This window comes from Streptomyces sp. NPDC032721 (assembly GCF_055579625.1).
The window spans coordinates 1-17,588 of record NZ_JBVIMX010000030.1 but is presented as its reverse complement, the minus strand read 5'-3'; the positions used below and the strand labels follow the sequence as shown (position 1 = coordinate 17,588).

Genomic DNA, 17,588 nt, shown 5'->3' with positions numbered 1-17,588 from the left:
TGGTGTCTGGTAGGAATTTGGCTGTGAGCAGCGACGATGAGCAGGGGCGGGAGGCCGGGGGGCCCGAGCAGCTGGCTTTCCTTCGGGAGATCGTGCGGGAGGCGAAGGTTCCGAAGGCCAAGCCCCGGACCTGGCGCGGTGCGCCGCTGGCCAAGGAGCGGCCGGTGGCGCGGGTGCTGGTGGACAAGGGGGTGCTGCACCTCGACAAGTACTTCGACTACGCCGTCACCGAGGAGCTGGACGCGGACGCGCAGCCGGGGGTGCGGGTGCGGGTGCGGTTCGGGGCGGGGGCGCACCGGGTGCGGGACGGCCGGCGCGAGGGCGGGGGGATGATCGACGGGTTCATCGTGGCGCGGCTGGAGGAGTCCGACTACGCCGGGCCGCTCGCCGCGCTCGCCTACGTGGTGTCGCCGGAGCCGGTGCTCAGCCCCGAGCTGCTGGAGCTGGCGAGGGCCGTGGCGGACCGGTACGCGGGGAGCCTCGCCGATGTGCTGCAGCTGGCGATCCCGCCGAGGAACAAGGCGGCTGAGGAGCGGCCCTCGCCGGAGCCGTTGCCCGCGCCCGAGGCGCCCGGGGCGGGGACCTGGGAGCGGTATGCGCAAGGTCCCGCGTTCCTGCGGGAGTTGGCGCGGGGCGGGGCGCCCAGGGCGGTGTGGACCGCGTTGCCGGGGGCGCACTGGCCCGATGAGCTGGCGCGGGCCGCGGCGGCGACGCTGGCGTCCGGGCGGGGCGTGCTGATGGTGATGCCCGACGGGCGGAGCGCGGCGCGGGTGGACGCCGCACTGACCGCGTTGCTCGGCAAGGGGCGGCACACCCTGCTGACCGCCGACGCCGGGGCGCAGAAGCGGTACCGCGAATGGCTGGCGGTGCGGCGCGGGTCGGTGCGGGCCGTGGTCGGGACCAGGGCCGCGATGTACGCGCCGGTGGCCGACCTCGGCCTGGTGGTGGTCTGGGACGACGGGGACGCCAGCCACAGCGACGACCGCGCACCGTACCCGCACGTGCGGGAGGTGCTGGAGCTGCGGGCGCAGCGCAGCCAGTGCGGTTTCCTGCTCGGGAGCACGAGCTGCACGGTGGAGGCGGCCCAGCTGGTCGAGCGGGGCTGGGCCAGGCCGCTGGTGGCGGTGCGGGAGCAGGTGCAGACCGCCGCGCCCCTCGTCCGTACCGTCGGCGACGCCGAGGTCGCGCGGGACGGGGCCGCCCGGTCGGCCCGGCTGCCCAGCCTCGCCTGGCAGGTGGCGCGGGAAGGGCTGAAGACGGGGCCCGTGCTGGTGCAGGTGCCCCGGCGGGGGTACGTACCCAGGCTGGCGTGCGAGCGCTGCCGGACGCCCGCCAGGTGCGCGCACTGCGCGGGGCCGCTGGAGGCCGCCGACCAGCGGGAGCTGCACTGCGGATGGTGCGGGCGGGACGCGGCGGGCTGGAGCTGCGCGGAGTGCGGCTGCACGCGGATGCGGGCGACGGTGGTCGGGGCGCGGCGTACGGCCGAGGAGCTGGGCCGGGCGTTTCCCGGGGTGCCGGTACGGACCTCGGGCCGCGACCACGTACTGGACGCGGTGCCGGACGGGCCCGCGCTCGTGGTGAGCACCCCGGGCGCCGAGCCGGTCGCCGAGCGGGGGTACGCGGCGGCGCTGCTGCTGGACGGCTGGGCGATGCTCGGGCGGTCCGACCTGCGGGCCGAGGAGGAGGCGCTGCGGCGCTGGATCGCGGCCGCCTCGCTGGTACGGGGGCGTGGCGAGGGCGGCACCGTGGTGATCGTCGCGGAGCCGACGCTGCGGCCCGTACAGGCACTGGTGCGGTGGGACCCCGTCGGGCAGGCCCTGCGGGAACTGGCCGAGCGGGCGGAGCTGGCGTTTCCGCCGGTGTCGCGGATGGCGGCGCTGAGCGGGCGGCCCGAGGCCGTCGAGAACTTCCTGTCGGCGGTGGAGCTGCCGTCGGACGCGGAGGTGCTGGGTCCCGTGCCACTGCCGGTGCCGGCCGCGGGACGGCCGCGCCGGAGCGAGGATCCGCCAGTGGGGGAGCAGTGGGAGCGGGCGTTGCTGCGGGTGCCGCCGGGGAGCGGGCCCGAGCTGGTCGCGGCGCTGAAGCGGGCGCAGGTGGACCGGCTGGTGCGGGGGGTGGGGGACCCGGTGCGGATCAGGGTGGATCCGCTGGACATCGGCTGAGCAGCCGCCGGGACGGGCCCGGACATGCGGCTGCCCCTGCCGGTCGGGCGGGCAGGGGCAGCCGGTGGGGGTGGTGGTGGGTCGGCCCTGGGGATGGGGCCAGCCCCGGTGGTGGGCGTCAGCCGTTGCGCGGGCCGGGGAGGGAGGTGGGGCGGGATTCCTCGCGGAGGGACTGGCTGGAGGCCGTCGGCTGCGGCGGCATGGAGCGGGCGGCCGGGACCGCGGGCAGGATTCCGGGCAGCGTCCGCGTGGTGGTCGCGGTCGCCGTGCTGCCGGTCGCCGCGGAGGACGGGGCCGGGGAGTGCGGCGAGGCGGGGGGATGGGGTGACGAGTGGGACGTGGTGGGGGAGTGCGGCGTGGACGCGGGGTCCGTGCCGTTGTGCTCGGCGGGGGTCGAGGCGGGCGACGGCGCGGCCGCCCGGCGTGCGCCGTAACGGCGGTGTACGGCCTGCTTGGTGACCCCGAGCGCCGAACCCACCGCGTCCCACGAGAAACCGAGCGAGCGGTCGAAGTCCACGGCGGCGGTCACCAGGGTCTCGACGCTGTCCCGCAGTTCCTGCGCGAGACGGACGGTCGGGGCGGGGGCCCGCCCGTACACGACGAAGCCCGTGGAGGGTCCTGAGCGGCGCGGGCGGTACACATTGCCCAGCTGGGCGGTGAGGGTACGCAGCGCGTCCACCTGCCGGCGGACCCGCTCGATGTCCCGTACCAACAGGTGCAGGCTGGCCCGCGCTTGGGCGTCGTGGGTTGCGTGGTCGGCCATGAAAAAGCCTCTCGAACCGGCGTTGATGAAGAAGGACGAGGAAGGACGGGGCCGCCGCTTCGGCGACCCGTTTCGGTCAATCTCTTTTGACCAACGCGTCACCTGGCATTGGGGTCACGCTCCAGGGGCGTGTCCGCATATGCGCGGGGCGCACGGACGTGCGTACGCCCCCTGGAGCAAGTGGCGGACCTCGCCCATAGACTGGTGCGCTGCCCGATTCCGTCCCGAGAGGCCCGTACACCCATGAAGCTCGTCTTCGCCGGTACCCCCGAGGTCGCCGTGCCCGCCCTGGACGCCCTGATCGCCTCCCGGCACGAGGTCGTCGCCGTGGTGACCCGCCCCGACGCCCCCGCAGGGCGGGGCCGCAGGCTGGTCGCCAGCCCCGTCGCGGAGCGCGCCGAGGAGGCCGGCATCGAGGTGCTCAAGCCGGTGAAGCCGCGCGACGAGGAGTTCCTGGCCCGGCTGCGGGAGATCGGGCCCGACTGCTGCCCGGTGGTCGCCTACGGTGCGCTGCTGCCCAAGGTGGCGCTGGAGGTGCCCGCCCACGGCTGGGTCAACCTGCACTTCTCGCTGCTGCCCGCCTGGCGCGGCGCGGCCCCCGTGCAGCACTCGGTGATGGCGGGCGACGAGGTGACCGGTGCGTCGACCTTCCAGATCGAGCAGGGCCTCGACTCGGGGCCGGTGTACGGAGTGGTGACCGAGGACGTACGGCCCACCGACACCAGCGGTGACCTGCTGACCCGGCTGGCCTTCGCCGGTTCCGGGCTGCTCGTCGCGACCATGGACGGCATCGAGGACGGCACCCTGAAGCCGGTGCCGCAGCCCGCCGACGGCATCACCCTCGCCCCGAAGATCACCGTCGAGGACGCCCAGATCGACTGGCAGGCACCCGCGCTCCGCGTCGACCGCGTGGTGCGCGGCTGCACGCCCGCGCCCGGTGCCTGGACCGTCTTCCGGGGCGAGCGGCTCAAGCTGGTGACGGCGGCCCTGGCCACGGAGCTGACCGGGCTCGCCCCGGGCGAGCTGGCCGCGGGCAAGAACAACGTGCACGTCGGCACCGGCTCGCACGCCGTCGAGCTGCTCTGGGTGCAGCCGCAGGGCAAGAAGCCGATGAAGGCGGCGGACTGGGCGCGGGGGGTACGGATCGCCCCGGGCGAGCGGCTGACCAAGGCGGACGTAGGCTGAGAGGGTTCGACCCTTTCGATAAGCGGAGCACCTTTTGAGCGACCAGAAGCCCCAGCAGAGCCGTCCCGCCCGCAAGCCGTACAAGCCGCACCGCAAGCCCCAGAAGGACCCCGTCCGCTTCCTCGCGTTCGAGGCCCTGCGGGCCGTCGACGAGCGCGACGCGTACGCCAACCTGGTGCTGCCCCCGCTGCTGAAGAAGGCCCGCGAGAAGAACGAGGACTTCGACGGCCGCGACGCCGCGCTGGCCACCGAGCTGGTCTACGGCACGCTGCGCCGGCAGGGCACGTACGACTCGATCATCGCGGCCTGCATCGACCGGCCGCTGCGCGAGGTCGACCCGCCGGTGCTCGACGTGCTCGCGCTCGGCGCCCACCAGCTGCTCGGCACCCGCATCCCGACGCACGCGGCCGTCTCCGCCAGCGTCGAGCTGGCGCGGGTGGTGCTCGGCGAGGGCCGGGCCAAGTTCGTCAACGCCGTACTGCGCAAGATCTCCCGGCAGGACCTCGACGCCTGGGTGGAACAGGTCGCTCCGCCCTACGAGGACGACGCCGAGCAGCACCTCGCCGTCGTGCACTCGCACCCGCGCTGGATCGTCTCCGCCCTGTGGGACTCGCTGGGCGGCGGCCGGGGCGGCATCGAGGACCTCCTGGAGGCCGACAACGAGCGGCCCGAGGTGACGCTCGTCGCCCGCCCGGGCCGCTCGACCACCGAGGAGCTGCTCGACGTCCTGGGCGAGGAGTCCGGGCTGCCGGGCCGCTGGTCGCCCTATGCCGTACGGATGGCCGAGGGCGGCGAGCCCGGCGCCCTGGACGCGGTACGGGACGGACGCGCGGGCGTCCAGGACGAGGGCAGCCAGCTGGTTGCCGCGGCCCTGGCCAACGCCCCCGTCGACGGGCCCGACCGGCGCTGGCTCGACGGCTGCGCCGGACCCGGCGGCAAGGCGGCGCTGCTTGCCGCGCTCGCCTCCGAGCGCGGTGCCGTGCTGCTGGCCTCCGAGAAGCAGCCGCACCGGGCCCGGCTGGTCGAGCAGGCGCTCGCCGGGAACCCAGGCCCCTACCAGGTCATCGCCGCCGACGGCACCCGCCCGCCGTGGCTGCCGGGCACCTTCGACCGCGTACTGATGGACGTGCCGTGCTCGGGCCTGGGCGCGCTGCGCCGCCGCCCCGAGTCGCGCTGGCGCCGCCGCCCCGAGGACCTGGACGGTTTCGCCCCGCTCCAGCGGGGGCTGCTGCGCGAGGCGCTGAAGGCGGTACGGGTCGGTGGCGTGGTCGGCTACGCGACCTGCTCCCCGCACCTCGCCGAGACCCGCGTCGTCGTCGACGACGTGATCAAGGGCAAGGGCGCGGGCAACGAGCCCTTCGAGGTCGAGTGGGTGGACGCCCGCCCGCTGATGCCCGGCGTCTCCGCGCTCGGCGACGGTCCCGACGTACAGCTGTGGCCGCATGTGCACGGCACCGACGCGATGTATCTGGCGCTGCTGCGGCGCACCGCCTGACCCAGGAAGACCGGCGGGGGCGCCGCCGCGGCGCGTGCCCCCGCCCCTCCCCGGGCCACCCGGTCGGGGAACTGCCGTGGGGCATGGCAGGCTTGGGGCATGGCAGCCCAGATCAATCCCAGCATCCTGTCCGCGGACTTCGCCCGCCTCGCCGATGAGGCCAAGGCAGTCGAGGGCGCCGACTGGCTCCATGTCGACGTCATGGACAACCACTTCGTGCCCAACCTGACGCTCGGTGTGCCGATCGTCGAGTCGCTGAGCAGGGCCACGGACATTCCGCTGGACTGCCACCTGATGATCGAGGACCCGGACCGCTGGGCCCCGCAGTACGTGGAGGCCGGCGCCGGGTCCGTCACCTTCCACGCCGAGGCGGCCGCCGCCCCGGTCCGTACGGCACGGGAGATCCGCGCCAAGGGCGCCCGCGCGTCCATGGCCCTCAAGCCGGCCACGCCCATCGAGCCGTACGAGGACCTGTTCCCCGAGCTGGACATGCTGCTGATCATGACGGTCGAGCCGGGCTTCGGCGGGCAGTCGTTCCTCGACATCATGCTGCCGAAGATCCGCCGGACCAGGCAGCTGATCGCCAAGCACGGCCTGGAGCTGTGGCTCCAGGTGGACGGCGGGGTCTCCGCCTCCACCATCGAGCGGTGCGCCGAGGCGGGCGCGGACGTCTTCGTCGCGGGCTCCGCCGTGTACAACACCGACGACCCGGCCGCCGCCGTCCGGATGCTCCGCCACCAGGCAGACGAGGCCACCGCGAAGGCGCCCTGGGCCTGCGCCCACTGAGTGCACCCGCAGTATCGGCGCGGCCACGGTAATAAGAAGGCAAAATGAACGAGGGCCCGCAGGGCTGATCAAGATCCGTCGCATCTGACAGGATGAACGACGAACCATTGTGTGAAAGTGAACCAAGGTAAGGAGATCGCGGTGTCTGCGATGTCAGCGGGCCGGTCGGCCATGCGGATGGGACCCGCTGAGCTGGTTCAGGCGGCGGCGATGGCCCGCCGCTTCTACCTTGAGGGCAAGTCCAAGATCCAGATCGCCGAGGAGTTCGGCGTCAGCCGCTTCAAGGTGGCCCGGGTCCTGGAGACCGCCCTCGAACGTGATCTCGTACGGATCGAGATCCGCGTCCCCGCCGAACTGGACGCGGAGCGCTCCGACGCCCTGCGCGCCCGCTACGGCCTGCGCCACGCGGTCGTCGTCGAGTCCCCCGCGGACGCCGCCGACGACGCCCCCGATCCGGAGAACCTGGGCGAGGTCGCCGCCGACCTCCTGGGCGAACTCGTCAACGAGGGCGATGTCCTCGGGCTGGCCTGGGGCCGCTCCACCATCCACATGGCCGCCGCCCTGCACCACCTGCCGCCGTGCACGGTCGTCCAGCTCACCGGCGTGTACGACGCGGGGACGGCCGAGCGCGGCTCGGTCGAGGCGGTCCGCAGGGCCGCCCAGGTCTCCGGCGGCGAGGCCCACCCCATCTACGCGCCGATGCTGCTGCCCGACCCGGCGACCGCGGCCGCGCTGCGCAACCAGACCGGGATCGCCCGCGCCTTCGAGTACTTCGACAAGGTGACGGTGGCGTGCGTGTCCATCGGCTCCTGGGAGCCGGGCATCTCCACGGTGCACGACATGCTCACCGACGAGGAGCGGGCGCACTACGCCTCGCTCGGCGTCGCCGCCGAGACCTCCGCGCACCTCTTCGACGCGGAGGGCCGCCGGGTCGGCCGCGACCTGGGCGAGCGCTGCATCACCGTCGAGGCGGACCGGCTGCGCCGGATACCCGAGGTGGTCGCCATCGCGGGCGGCCTGCGCAAGGCCGCCGCGATCGACGCGGTGCTGCGCTCCGGCCTGGTCACCAGCCTGGTCACGGACACGGCAGCCGCGGACTACCTGCTGAGCGCGGGCGGTACGCCGCCGCGTCCGGCGCTGGACCGGGCCGACCCGGACGAGTGAGCGCCGCGAGTGGTACGTGAGAGGGGCCCGCATCCTGCGCAGGATGCGGGCCCCTCTCACGTAACGCCGCCGGTTACCCGACCACGGTCTCGGCCGCCGGCTTCTTCTCGGGGAAGTGGCAGGCCGCGACGTGGTCCTCGGCGTGCGAGGTCATCGCGGGCGTCTCGGTGGTGCAGCGCTCCCGCTCCTTGGCGCCGAGCGCCAGGAACACCGGGCAGCGGCCGCGGAACCGGCAGCCCGTCTGCTTGTCGGTCGGGCTGGGCGGGTCGCCCGGCAGCAGGATCCGCTGCCGCTCGCGCTCCCGCTTGGGGTCGGGCACGGGCACGGCCGACAGCAGGGCCTTGGTGTACGGGTGCTGCGGGTTGTCGAAGACGGTGTCGACGTCGCCCGCCTCGACCGTGCGGCCCAGGTACATGACGCTGACCCGGTCCGCGATGTGCCGGATCACCGACAGGTCGTGCGAGACGAAGAGGTACGAGAGCCCCATCTCCGCCTTGAGCTGCTGGAGCAGGTTCAGCACGCCGGCCTGGATGGACACGTCGAGCGCGGACACCGGCTCGTCCAGGACCAGGAGCTGCGGCGACACCGACAGCGCGCGGGCGATGCCGATGCGCTGGCGCTGGCCGCCGGAGAACTGGTGCGGGAAGCGCTGCGCGTACTCCGGGTTCAGCCCGACCTTGGCGAGCAGGTCGGGGACGACCTCGGCGATCTTCTCCTTGGGCATCTTCAGCGCCCGCATGGGCTCCGCGATGACATCGGCGATCGGCATGCGCGGGTCGAGGCTCGCCATCGGGTCCTGGAACACGATCTGCATCGCCGAGCGCAGCTTGTTCAGCTCCGAGCGGCTCAGTCCCGCGGTGTCCTGGCCGAGCAGCGAGATCGAACCCGACTCCGGCTTGGCCATGTTGAGGATCTCGAACAGCGTCGTGGACTTGCCCGAACCCGACTCACCGACCAGGCCGAGGGTCTCGCCCTGCCGGATGTCGAGGTCCACGCCGTCCACCGCGTACACGCTGCCGACGCGGCGCTTGAAGGCGGTGCCCTTGAACTGCGGGAAGGTCTTGACGAGTTCGCTCACCCGCAGGACGCTGTCGCGCTCCTCGCGGGGGACTGCGGCCGCGGCGAGCGGCGGGATCTCCGGCAGCGGGTAGATGTCCGCGGGGCTGAGGTCCCTGGCGACGATCTCGTCCGTACGGTGGCAGGCGACGCGGTGGTCGTCACCCGCGAGCACCGGGTCCTCGCTGCGGCAGCGGTCCTCGGCCATCGGGCAGCGGTTGGCGAACGCGCAGCCGCCGTCAAGGTCCTGGAGCGGGCTGGGCGCGCCGGGGATCGGCACGAGGGGCTTCGCGGCGGCCTTCGTACCGTCCTCGCTCGGCTCGTCCACGCGCGGGACGGCGCCGATCAGGCCGAGGGTGTACGGCATCCTCGGACGCTCGAAGACGTCGTCGACGGTGCCGGTCTCGACGACGCGGCCCGCGTACATGACCGCGATGCGGTCCGCGGCGCCGGCGATGACCCCGAGGTCGTGGCTGACCAGGACCATGGCCGCGCCGGTCTCGCGCTGCGCGGTCTTCAGCACCTCCAGGACCTGCGCCTGGATCGTCACGTCGAGCGCGGTGGTCGGCTCGTCGGCGAGGATCACGGCCGGGTCGTTGGCGATGGCCATGGCGATCATCGCGCGCTGGCGCATGCCGCCGGAGAACTCGTGCGGGAAGGACTGGGCGCGGGCCTTCGGGTTGGGTATCCCGACCAGGTCGAGGAGTTCGACGGCGCGGGCCGCCGCCTTCTCCTTGGTCATGTCGTTGTGCGTGCGCAGCGCCTCGACGATCTGCTCGCCGATCCGGTACACGGGGGTGAAGGCGGACAGCGGGTCCTGGAAGACCATGGCGACCTTGTTGCCGCGGACCCGGCTCATGTCACGGTCGGAGGCCCCGAGCAGCTGCTGCCCGTCGAGCTTCACGGAACCGGTGATGATCGCGGTGTCCGGCAGCAGGCCCATGGAGGCCAGCGAGGTCACGGACTTGCCGGACCCCGACTCGCCGACGATGCCCAGGACTTCGCCCCGGTGCAGGTCGAGGTCGACGCCCCGGACGGCGGGGACGATGCCGTGCGGCCCCTGGAAGCTGACGTTCAGGTTGCGGACCTGGAGCAGCGGCTCGCCCTTCTTCAGGGCGGGGGCTGCGGTGGAGGGGCTGGCGGTGGTGGTCACGCACGGCTCCCGGGGGTCTCGTAGGTGGAAGTGGGGGCGGCGAGGGCGGTCGCCTTGGCGGCCTCCTCGCGCAGGGCCTTCGCCTCGCGGGCGATACGGCGGCGCTGCTTGCCGGAGACGCGGTCGGACGTGGGGTCGAGGGCGTCGCGCAGGCCGTCGCCCATCAGGTTGACGGCGAGGACGAAGATCACCAGGGTCAGGGCCGCCGGGTAGAAGAGCCACGGCGAGGTCAGCGCCGAGTCCTGGCCCGCGGTGATCAGGGTGCCGAGCGACACATCCGGGGACTGGACGCCGAAGCCGAAGTAGGAGAGTCCGGTCTCGGCGATGACCGCGCCGCCGACCGCGATGGTCGCGTCGATGATCAGGAAGGAGGCGAGGTTGGGGAGGATGTGCCGCAGGATGATCCGGAAGGGGTGCACACCCATGAACCGGGCGGCCCGCACGAATTCCTGGTCCTTCAGCGACAGCGTCATCGAACGTACGACGCGCGCGGTGATCATCCAGGCGAACACGGCGAGCAGCGCGACGAAGGCGAGCCAGCCGCTCTCCTTGAACACCGGGGACAGCACCGAAATGATCAGGAAGGCGGGGAAGACGAGCATCAGGTCGACGACGAACATCGACACCCGGTCGATCCAGCCGCCGAAGTAACCGGCGCACGCGCCGATCAGGGAGGCCAGCACCGTGGAGAACAGTGCCACGAGCAGACCGATCAGCAACGACTTCTGCATACCGCGAGCGGTGAGCGAGAGGACGTCACGGCCGATCTGGTCGGTGCCCAGCCAGTGGGCGCCGGACGGGGCCTGGGTCATCGCCGTGAAGTCGACATCCGTGTACTTGTACGGGATGACGAACGGTCCGATGAAGGCGAAGAGGAACAGCAGTACCACCAGGAGCGCGCCGATCAGGGCGTCCTTGCGTGCGGAGAAGCGGCCCCAGACCACCTTGCCGCGGCTCTTCTGCCGCGATGTGGCGGCGGGGGCGTCGAGTTGCACGACGGGGGAGGTTTCGGTGGCGGTCATCGGCTGGTTGCTCCCTGCGGGACGGTCATGGCTCGGTCTCTGCGTACGGAGATGAGGTCACGCATTGCGGACCCGGGGGTCGAGCGCCGCGTGCAGTACGTCGGCGACGAAGCCGGCGAGTAGCACCATCACGGCGGCGAACAGGCTGTACGCGACAACGGAGTTGACGTCGTTGCGGCTGATGGAGTCCACGAGCCACTCGCCCATGCCGTGCCAGCCGAAGATCTTCTCGGTGAAGGTGGCGCCGGTCAGCAGACCCAGGAAGCCGTATGCGAAGAACGTCGACATCGGGATCAGGGCGGTGCGCAGACCGTGCTTCAAGATGGCCCGGTTGCGGCGGAGCCCCTTCGCACGGGCGGTGCGCAGATAGTCCGAACCCAGCACGTCCAGCATGGTGCTGCGCTGGTAGCGGCTGTAGGAGGCGATGGCGATCGCGGCGATGACCAGGGTCGGCAGCAACAGGTGACCCACCCGGTCCACCAGGAGCGTGAAGAAGCCGCCCTCCAGGCCGGGGGTGAACTCACCGGTGAACTTGATGTCGGAGCCGGTGGATTCGTTGATCCAGACCATGGCGTTCTTGATGAACAGCGCCAGCACCAGGGTCGGTGTGGACATGATCAGGAAAGCGAAGATCGTCATGGCCCGGTCGGAGAACTTGTACTGCCGCATCGCTCCCCAGGCGCCGAAGAGGATTCCGACCACCGTCCCGAGGATGGTGCCGGCCAGCAGGAGGCGCAGCGAGACGCCGATGCGGTTGCCGAACTCATTGTTGACGGAGGTGCCTTCGAGGGTCCTGCCGAGGTCGCCCTGCACGGCGTTGGTGGCCCAGTCGCCGAAGCGTTCGGGAAGCGGCGTCTTGTCGTTGATGCCGAGCTCGGTGAGCTGCGCCTCCACAGCGGCGGCCGGGGGCTTGGGGTTTCGGCCTTCGAAGGAGGTGCGGGGGCTGAGTGCAGATGCTGCGAGTGCGTACGACAGCCCGATGGCCACCAGGAGCAGCACGATGTAATAGCCGAGCCGCTTCGCGAGAAAGCCGAGCACGGGACCTCCAACTGACCTGAGAGGGATGTTGCTTGCCGCAGGGTGAACGGCGGGGGGAACACGGATGGGTGGCGGAGCACGGGTCCGGCCTTGGTGTCCACATTCTGAGGTGCGATGTCCGATTAAAGGACCCTCGGAAGATCTCGATCAGGCAAAGATTCCCCATGCAACGTTTTATTTCCCGAGATGAGAGCCCTAATGTCCCGGATCAACAGCGATCGGGGCCCGTCGGGACAAAGGCGGCCGACGCGTCTCAGTCTGTGAGATTTAAGGCAACGGGAGTTTTCATGCGCAACACCACCAGGGCGGCGGCGTTCGTGGCCGCAGCCGTCACCGGTTCGATGCTTCTGACGGCCTGTGGCGGTGCCAAGGACGATGCGGCGGACACGCCGAAGCAGGTCACCAAGGACCACGCGTCGGAGATCAACCCGCAGCCGGCCGAGAGCCTCAAGCAGGGCGGTCAGCTCCGCCTTGCGGTGACCAACTGGATCACCCAGTTCAACGGCTCCCAGGTGGTGGGTAATCTCGCCGACCGCACCACGATCACGAATCCGATCATGCCGCGCGTCTTCGTGGTCGACGCGAAGGGCGAGTTCACGCCCGACAAGAACTACGTGGAGTCCGCCGAGTCCGTTGACAAGGGCGGCAAGCAGGTCATCACGTACAAGATCAACCCGAAGGCCAAGTGGAGCGACGGCACGGCTCTGAGCTACCGCGACTTCGAGGCCATGTGGAAGGCGCAGGGGCAGGGGAACGAGGAGTTCCTCATAGCCGAGTCGACCGGCTACGAGGACATCGAGTCGGTCAAGGCCGGGGCGAACGACCAGGAGGTCGTCGTCACGATGAAGAAGCAGACCTCGCAGTGGAAGGGCATGTTCTGGCAGCTGCTGCCCGCCAAGTACATCGACACGCCCGAGAAGTTCAACAAGGGGTGGGTCGAGAAGGTCCCCGCGTCGGCCGGTCCGTACAAGGTCGGAACGCTCGACAAGGCCTCGCAGACCGTCACGCTGGTGCCGGACGAGAAGTGGTGGGGCGACAAGCCCAAGCTCGACAAGATCATCTTCCGGGCGCTGGACCGCGTTGCGGCCGTCGACGCCTACCTGAACCGCGAGTTGGACGCCGTGGTTACCGGTAACGCCGACTTCTACAAGCGCACCAAGAAGACCCCGGGCACCGAGTTCCGCATCGGCGCCCCGTGGGACCAGTCCTTTATCTCCTTCGGCGCCAACGGCAACATGGCCGACGTCAAGGTGCGCCAGGCCGTTCAGCTCGCGGTCAACACCAAGACGTTGGCCGGCATCCCGGCCAACGGCATGCCGGTCGAGTACAAGGGCCTCGGCAACCACTTCTACATGAGCAATCAGAAGGGGTACCAGGACAACTCCGGCAAGTACGGCAAGGGTGATATAGCTGCCGCCGGCAAGGTGCTGGACGAGGCCGGATGGAAGGCCAAGAGCCCGGGCGAGATCCGCACGAAGGACGGTAAGCCGCTCGTCGTCAACTTCCTGGAGACCGCCGGTGCCAGCGCCACGCTGAAGAGCAGTGACGCGGCCCTTCAGTCCATGCTCAAGCAGGCCGGCATCGACATGAAGATCAACAACATCCCGGAGAACGACTTCTTCGACAAGTACATCACCCCGGGGAACTATGAGATGGCCAGCTTCCGCAGCATCAGCTACGTGGGTCTGCCCTCCGACTCATTCGCCAACTACCGAGACCCGAAGGGCAAGCAGCTCTTCGCGAACAACGGAAAGATCGTGACGCCGGGCGGCGAGGCGAAGTTCCGCGAGGCACTCAGCGCGAAGACGCCGGAAGAGGCGACCAGGCTCCAGCAGGAGGTCGACAAGCTGGTCTGGGACGCGGGCCACTCGCTGCCAGTCTACCAGACCCCGCAGATCACGGCCGTCCAGAAGAAGGTCGCCAACTACGGTTCGCCGGGCATGGCGTCCGTCGACTGGTCCAAGGTCGGCTTCATGAAGTAACTCGCTGATCGCTCAGTGTTACGCGCCCCGTCTGCCCGCACCGGCAGACGGGGCGCACGCGCGTCCGGGGTCCGCGTCCGGCCCCGTACGCCCTTTGGAGCATCGCCCACCCCGCACCCCGCCGACCTGGAGGATCCCCCCAGCGCACAAAACCGGACAGCCGTGGGACAATCGAGTACGTGCGTTTTCCCCCGGGCTGAAATGCCCCGGGGCCAACACCGAACGACTGGATGTTCCGCGCGTGCGCTTCCTCAACGATCTCAAGCCGCCGTACGACCTCACGTACGACGACGTCTTCATGGTGCCGAGCCGTTCCGCGGTCGGTTCCCGCCAGGGCGTGGACCTTTCCGCCCCCGACGGCACCGGCACCACGATCCCGCTGGTCGTCGCCAACATGACCGCCATCGCGGGCCGCCGCATGGCGGAGACGCTGGCCCGCCGGGGCGGGCTCGTCGTCATTCCGCAGGACATTCCGATCGAGGTCGTCACCGAGGTCGTGGGCTGGGTCAAGACCCGCCACCTCGTCCTCGACACGCCCATCGTGCTGGCCCCGACCCAGACCGTCGCCGAAGCGCTGTCGCTGCTGCCCAAGCGCGCGCACAACGCCGGTGTCGTCGTGGACGCGGACCAGAAGCCGATCGGTGTCGTCACCGACCAGGACCTGGCCGGCGTCGACCGCTTCACCCAGCTCTCCGAGGTCATGTCCAAGGACCTCCTGCTGCTGGACGCGGACATCGACCCGCGCGAGGCCTTCAACAAGCTGGACGCGGCCAACCGCCGCTACGCCCCCGCCGTGGACGCCGACGGCCGCCTGGCCGGCATCCTCACCCGCAAGGGCGCCCTGCGCGCGACCCTCTACACCCCCGCCACCGACGCCGACGGCAAGCTGCGCATCGCCGCCGCCGTGGGCATCAACGGCGACGTCGCGGGCAAGGCCAAGCAGCTGCTCGCCGCGGGCGTCGACACGCTCGTCGTGGACACCGCGCACGGCCACCAGGAGTCGATGATCGCCGCGGTCAGGGCCGTGCGCGCGCTCGACCCGCAGGTCCCGATCGTGGCGGGCAACATCGTCGCCGCCGAGGGCGTCAAGGACCTCATCGAGGCCGGTGCCGACATCATCAAGGTCGGCGTGGGCCCGGGCGCCATGTGCACCACCCGCATGATGACCGGCGTCGGCCGGCCGCAGTTCTCCGCCGTCATGGAGTGCGCCGCCGAGGCCAAGAAGCACGGCAAGCACGTCTGGGCCGACGGCGGTGTCCGCCACCCGCGCGACGTCGCCATGGCGCTGGCCGCCGGTGCGTCCAACGTGATGATCGGCTCGTGGTTCGCCGGTACGTACGAGTCTCCGGGCGACCTCCAGCAGGCCGCCGACGGCCGCTGGTACAAGGAGTCCTTCGGCATGGCCTCCGCGCGCGCCGTGAAGAACCGTACGAGCGAGGAGTCGGCCTACGACCGCGCCCGCAAGGCGATCTTCGAGGAGGGCATCTCCACCTCGCGGATGTTCCTGGACCCGTCGCGTCCGGGCGTCGAGGACCTGATCGACTCGATCATCGCGGGCGTACGGTCCTCCTGCACCTACGCCGGTGCGGCCTCGCTGGAGGAGTTCGCGGACAAGGCGATCGTCGGTGTGCAGAGCGCCGCCGGTTACGCCGAGGGCAAGCCGCTGCACGCCAGCTGGAGCTAGTCCGCTTCGCCGGGTGTGTCCCGTCCCCCGTCCGGGGGGCGGGACACACCCGTTTTCCGTCGGGATAGCCTGCGGCGGACGGTGTTCGTAGGGGTTCGGCGAGGTTCGACGGGGCTCGGCGGGGAGGAACAGCATGATCCGGGTTCTGCTGGCGGACGACGAGCCGATGATCCGGGCCGGGGTGCGGGCGATCCTGTCCGCCTCGGACGACATCGAGATCGTCGCGGAGGCCGGCGACGGACACGCGGCCGTCGAGCTGGCGCTGCGGCACCGTCCCGACGTCTGTCTCCTCGACATCCGGATGCCTGGACCGGACGGACTCCAGGCCGCCGAGGAGCTGCGGCGGGTGCTGCCGGAGACCGCCGTGATGATGCTGACGACCTTCTCCGAGGACGAGTACATCGCGAGCGCGCTCGGCTCGGGTGCCGCCGGATTCGTCCTCAAGTCCGGTGACCCGCGCCAACTCATCGCCGGAGTGCAGGCCGTCGCCGAGGGCGGCGCCTATCTGTCGCCGGCCGTCGCCCGGCGCGTCATCAGCCACCTCGGCACCGGACGGCTGGGCAAGCAGGCCTCCGCCATCGCCCGCACCGAGGCCCTGACCGTACGGGAGCGGGAGGTGCTCGCCCTGGTCGGCGCCGGGCTCTCCAACGCCGACATCGCACGGCGGCTGCACGTCGTCGAGGGCACGGTGAAGGCGTACGTCAGCCAGATCCTGGCCCGGCTCGACCTCAGGAACCGCGTACAGGCGGCGATCCTCGCGTACGAGGCGGGGCTCGTGCCGGAGGAGTAGGCACGCGGGCCGCCCCGTACTGCCCGGATCCCGCGCCGAGTTGATGTGCGCGCACATCTGTCGGCTGTGTCCGGACAGTGAGAGGCTGGCATACCGGGCACTGGGGACGACCAGGGGTGATTCGATGCGGCGATCGTCCGGTAAATCCGTGATGTGCGGGTGGTGTTGAATAAAATTCGCAGGGCGTGAACACGAATGGCAGGCATGCCTCCGGGTACACGCGCCCTTGCGTTGATACACCGATGAAGGGGAGGACACCGTGTCCATGGCGACCGCAGTCCCGACTGGAGCCACGCATGAGATGTCCGTGGTCACACCTGCGGAGCGTGAGCTTCCGTACGTGGAGAATCCGTCGGAGGTAGCCCCGAAGGACGCCCGGGAGCTGTCGAGGATCTTCTTCGCCAGGCTCGCCGTTCTGGAGGAGGGCACGCACGAATACCAGTACGCCCGCAACACTCTGATCGAGCTGAACCTGGCACTGGTGAAGTACGCGGCCACCCGGTTCCGCAACCGTGCCGACCAGATGGAGGACATCGTCCAGGTCGGCACGATCGGTCTGATCAAGGCCATCGACCGGTTCGAGCTGACCCGTGAGGTCGAGTTCGCCACCTTCGCCATGCCGTGCATCGTCGGCGAGATCAAGAGGTTCTTCCGGGACACCAGTTGGTCCGTCCATGTGCCGCGCCGGCTCCAGGAGCTGCGGATAGACCTGGCCAAGGCGTCCGACGTGCTCTTCCAGCAGTTCGACCGGTCGCCGACCACCGCCGAGCTGGCCGCCTACCTCGACATGGAGGAGGACGAGGTCGTCGAGGGGATGGTCGCCTCCAACGGGTACACCGCGGGCTCCATCGACATCCCGCTCGACGACGGTGCGGACTCCGGTTCGCAGACCCTCGCCGACCGGCTGGGCGACACCGACGACGACCTGGAGACCGTGGAGAACGTCCAGGCGCTGAAGCCGCTCATCGAGGAACTCGACGAGCGCGACAAGCAGATCCTGAGCATGCGCTACGGCGCGGAGATGACGCAGTCCCAGATCGGGGCCGAACTGGGGGTCTCCCAGATGCAGGTCTCCCGGCTGCTGACGCGCATCACCAAGAAGCTGCGGGAGGGGCTGCTCACCCAGGAGTGAGCGCACACGGCGAATAAGTCCGGGAGCAGAGGAAAACAAAAAAAGAAGGAAAAAAGACCAAAAACAAGGAAAAAAACAAAAAAAAAACAAAAAAAAAAAAGGGGGGGGGGGGAAGGAAGGAGGGGGAACACGGGGCGTTCCTCAACCAGTCCATCAAAGGAAACACCAAACCAGAA

The 17,588-nt window shown here is 70.5% G+C and carries 13 protein-coding genes; 9 read left to right on the top strand and 4 right to left on the bottom strand.

Annotation, left to right across the window (positions count from 1 at the left end; all coding sequences use genetic code 11):
* Nucleotides 1-23 precede the first annotated feature (23 nt).
* On the top strand, nt 24-2,162 hold the full coding sequence (locus ACZ5PB_RS39545) for a primosomal protein N' (RefSeq protein ID WP_468698148.1): 2,139 nt from the start codon (nt 24-26) through the stop codon (nt 2,160-2,162).
* Nucleotides 2,163-2,280: 118 nt separating this feature from the next.
* Here the strand turns inward: ACZ5PB_RS39545 and ACZ5PB_RS39540 are convergent, their stop codons facing one another.
* Nucleotides 2,281-2,925 (bottom strand): hypothetical protein, encoded by a 645-nt coding sequence (locus ACZ5PB_RS39540; protein WP_468698147.1) that lies wholly within the window; start codon nt 2,923-2,925, stop codon nt 2,281-2,283.
* A 243-nt stretch (nt 2,926-3,168) separates the two neighbouring features.
* Here ACZ5PB_RS39540 and fmt point away from each other — a divergent pair, with 243 nt between their 5' ends.
* From fmt to ACZ5PB_RS39520, 4 genes are all read left to right on the top strand, one after another.
* Nucleotides 3,169-4,110 (top strand): methionyl-tRNA formyltransferase, encoded by a 942-nt coding sequence (gene fmt, locus ACZ5PB_RS39535; protein ID WP_468698146.1) that lies wholly within the window; start codon nt 3,169-3,171, stop codon nt 4,108-4,110.
* A gap of 34 nt (nt 4,111-4,144) precedes the next feature.
* Nucleotides 4,145-5,605: an RsmB/NOP family class I SAM-dependent RNA methyltransferase gene (locus ACZ5PB_RS39530; protein WP_468698144.1), complete on the top strand. Its 1,461-nt coding sequence runs from the start codon at nt 4,145-4,147 to the stop codon at nt 5,603-5,605.
* A 99-nt stretch (nt 5,606-5,704) separates the two neighbouring features.
* Nucleotides 5,705-6,391, top strand: a complete 687-nt coding sequence (rpe, locus tag ACZ5PB_RS39525; RefSeq protein ID WP_468698143.1) for a ribulose-phosphate 3-epimerase — start codon at nt 5,705-5,707, stop codon at nt 6,389-6,391.
* A 150-nt stretch (nt 6,392-6,541) separates the two neighbouring features.
* Nucleotides 6,542-7,555: a sugar-binding transcriptional regulator gene (locus ACZ5PB_RS39520; protein ID WP_468698233.1), complete on the top strand. Its 1,014-nt coding sequence runs from the start codon at nt 6,542-6,544 to the stop codon at nt 7,553-7,555.
* 73 nt (nt 7,556-7,628) lie between these two features.
* On the opposite strand, the gene ACZ5PB_RS39515 is transcribed toward ACZ5PB_RS39520, so the two are convergent.
* From ACZ5PB_RS39515 to ACZ5PB_RS39505, 3 genes are read right to left on the bottom strand one after another with little or no spacing between them, the layout of a single operon-like run.
* Nucleotides 7,629-9,764 carry an ABC transporter ATP-binding protein gene (locus tag ACZ5PB_RS39515; RefSeq protein ID WP_468698141.1) on the bottom strand — a complete coding sequence of 712 codons (2,136 nt, stop codon included), beginning with the start codon at nt 9,762-9,764 and terminating at the stop codon, nt 7,629-7,631.
* A complete protein-coding gene (locus ACZ5PB_RS39510; RefSeq protein WP_468698139.1) occupies nt 9,761-10,786 on the bottom strand; it encodes an ABC transporter permease in 1,026 nt (341 codons plus the stop codon). Before ACZ5PB_RS39510 ends, ACZ5PB_RS39515 begins: the two co-directional genes overlap by 4 nt.
* Before the next feature lie 57 nt (nt 10,787-10,843).
* Nucleotides 10,844-11,824 (bottom strand): ABC transporter permease, encoded by a 981-nt coding sequence (locus tag ACZ5PB_RS39505; protein ID WP_468698138.1) that lies wholly within the window; start codon nt 11,822-11,824, stop codon nt 10,844-10,846.
* A gap of 287 nt (nt 11,825-12,111) precedes the next feature.
* On the opposite strand from ACZ5PB_RS39505, the gene ACZ5PB_RS39500 reads away from it, so the two are divergent.
* From ACZ5PB_RS39500 to ACZ5PB_RS39485, 4 genes are all read left to right on the top strand, one after another.
* Nucleotides 12,112-13,806, top strand: a complete 1,695-nt coding sequence (locus ACZ5PB_RS39500) for an ABC transporter family substrate-binding protein (RefSeq protein WP_468698137.1) — start codon at nt 12,112-12,114, stop codon at nt 13,804-13,806.
* A gap of 241 nt (nt 13,807-14,047) precedes the next feature.
* Nucleotides 14,048-15,490 carry a GuaB1 family IMP dehydrogenase-related protein gene (locus tag ACZ5PB_RS39495; protein WP_468698135.1) on the top strand — a complete coding sequence of 481 codons (1,443 nt, stop codon included), beginning with the start codon at nt 14,048-14,050 and terminating at the stop codon, nt 15,488-15,490.
* 133 nt (nt 15,491-15,623) lie between these two features.
* Entirely contained in the window at nt 15,624-16,280 is a 657-nt protein-coding gene (locus tag ACZ5PB_RS39490) for a response regulator (protein ID WP_468698134.1), read from the top strand.
* Between the two features lie 301 nt (nt 16,281-16,581).
* Nucleotides 16,582-17,412: an RNA polymerase sigma factor SigF gene (locus ACZ5PB_RS39485; RefSeq protein WP_468698132.1), complete on the top strand. Its 831-nt coding sequence runs from the start codon at nt 16,582-16,584 to the stop codon at nt 17,410-17,412.
* Nucleotides 17,413-17,588: the final 176 nt, after the last annotated feature.

What these genes read in the sequence shown, in the direction of transcription:
- ACZ5PB_RS39510 (WP_468698139.1), bottom strand. Translation starts at nt 10,786, where the DNA reads ATGACCGCCACCGAAACCTCCCCCGTCGTGCAACTCGACGCCCCCGCC.
- ACZ5PB_RS39520 (WP_468698233.1), top strand. Translation starts at nt 6,542, where the DNA reads ATGTCAGCGGGCCGGTCGGCCATGCGGATGGGACCCGCTGAGCTGGTT.
- ACZ5PB_RS39540 (WP_468698147.1), bottom strand. Translation starts at nt 2,925, where the DNA reads ATGGCCGACCACGCAACCCACGACGCCCAAGCGCGGGCCAGCCTGCAC.
- ACZ5PB_RS39490 (WP_468698134.1), top strand. Translation starts at nt 15,624, where the DNA reads ATGATCCGGGTTCTGCTGGCGGACGACGAGCCGATGATCCGGGCCGGG.
- fmt (WP_468698146.1), top strand. Translation starts at nt 3,169, where the DNA reads ATGAAGCTCGTCTTCGCCGGTACCCCCGAGGTCGCCGTGCCCGCCCTG.
- rpe (WP_468698143.1), top strand. Translation starts at nt 5,705, where the DNA reads ATGGCAGCCCAGATCAATCCCAGCATCCTGTCCGCGGACTTCGCCCGC.
- ACZ5PB_RS39485 (WP_468698132.1), top strand. Translation starts at nt 16,582, where the DNA reads ATGTCCGTGGTCACACCTGCGGAGCGTGAGCTTCCGTACGTGGAGAAT.
- ACZ5PB_RS39500 (WP_468698137.1), top strand. Translation starts at nt 12,112, where the DNA reads ATGCGCAACACCACCAGGGCGGCGGCGTTCGTGGCCGCAGCCGTCACC.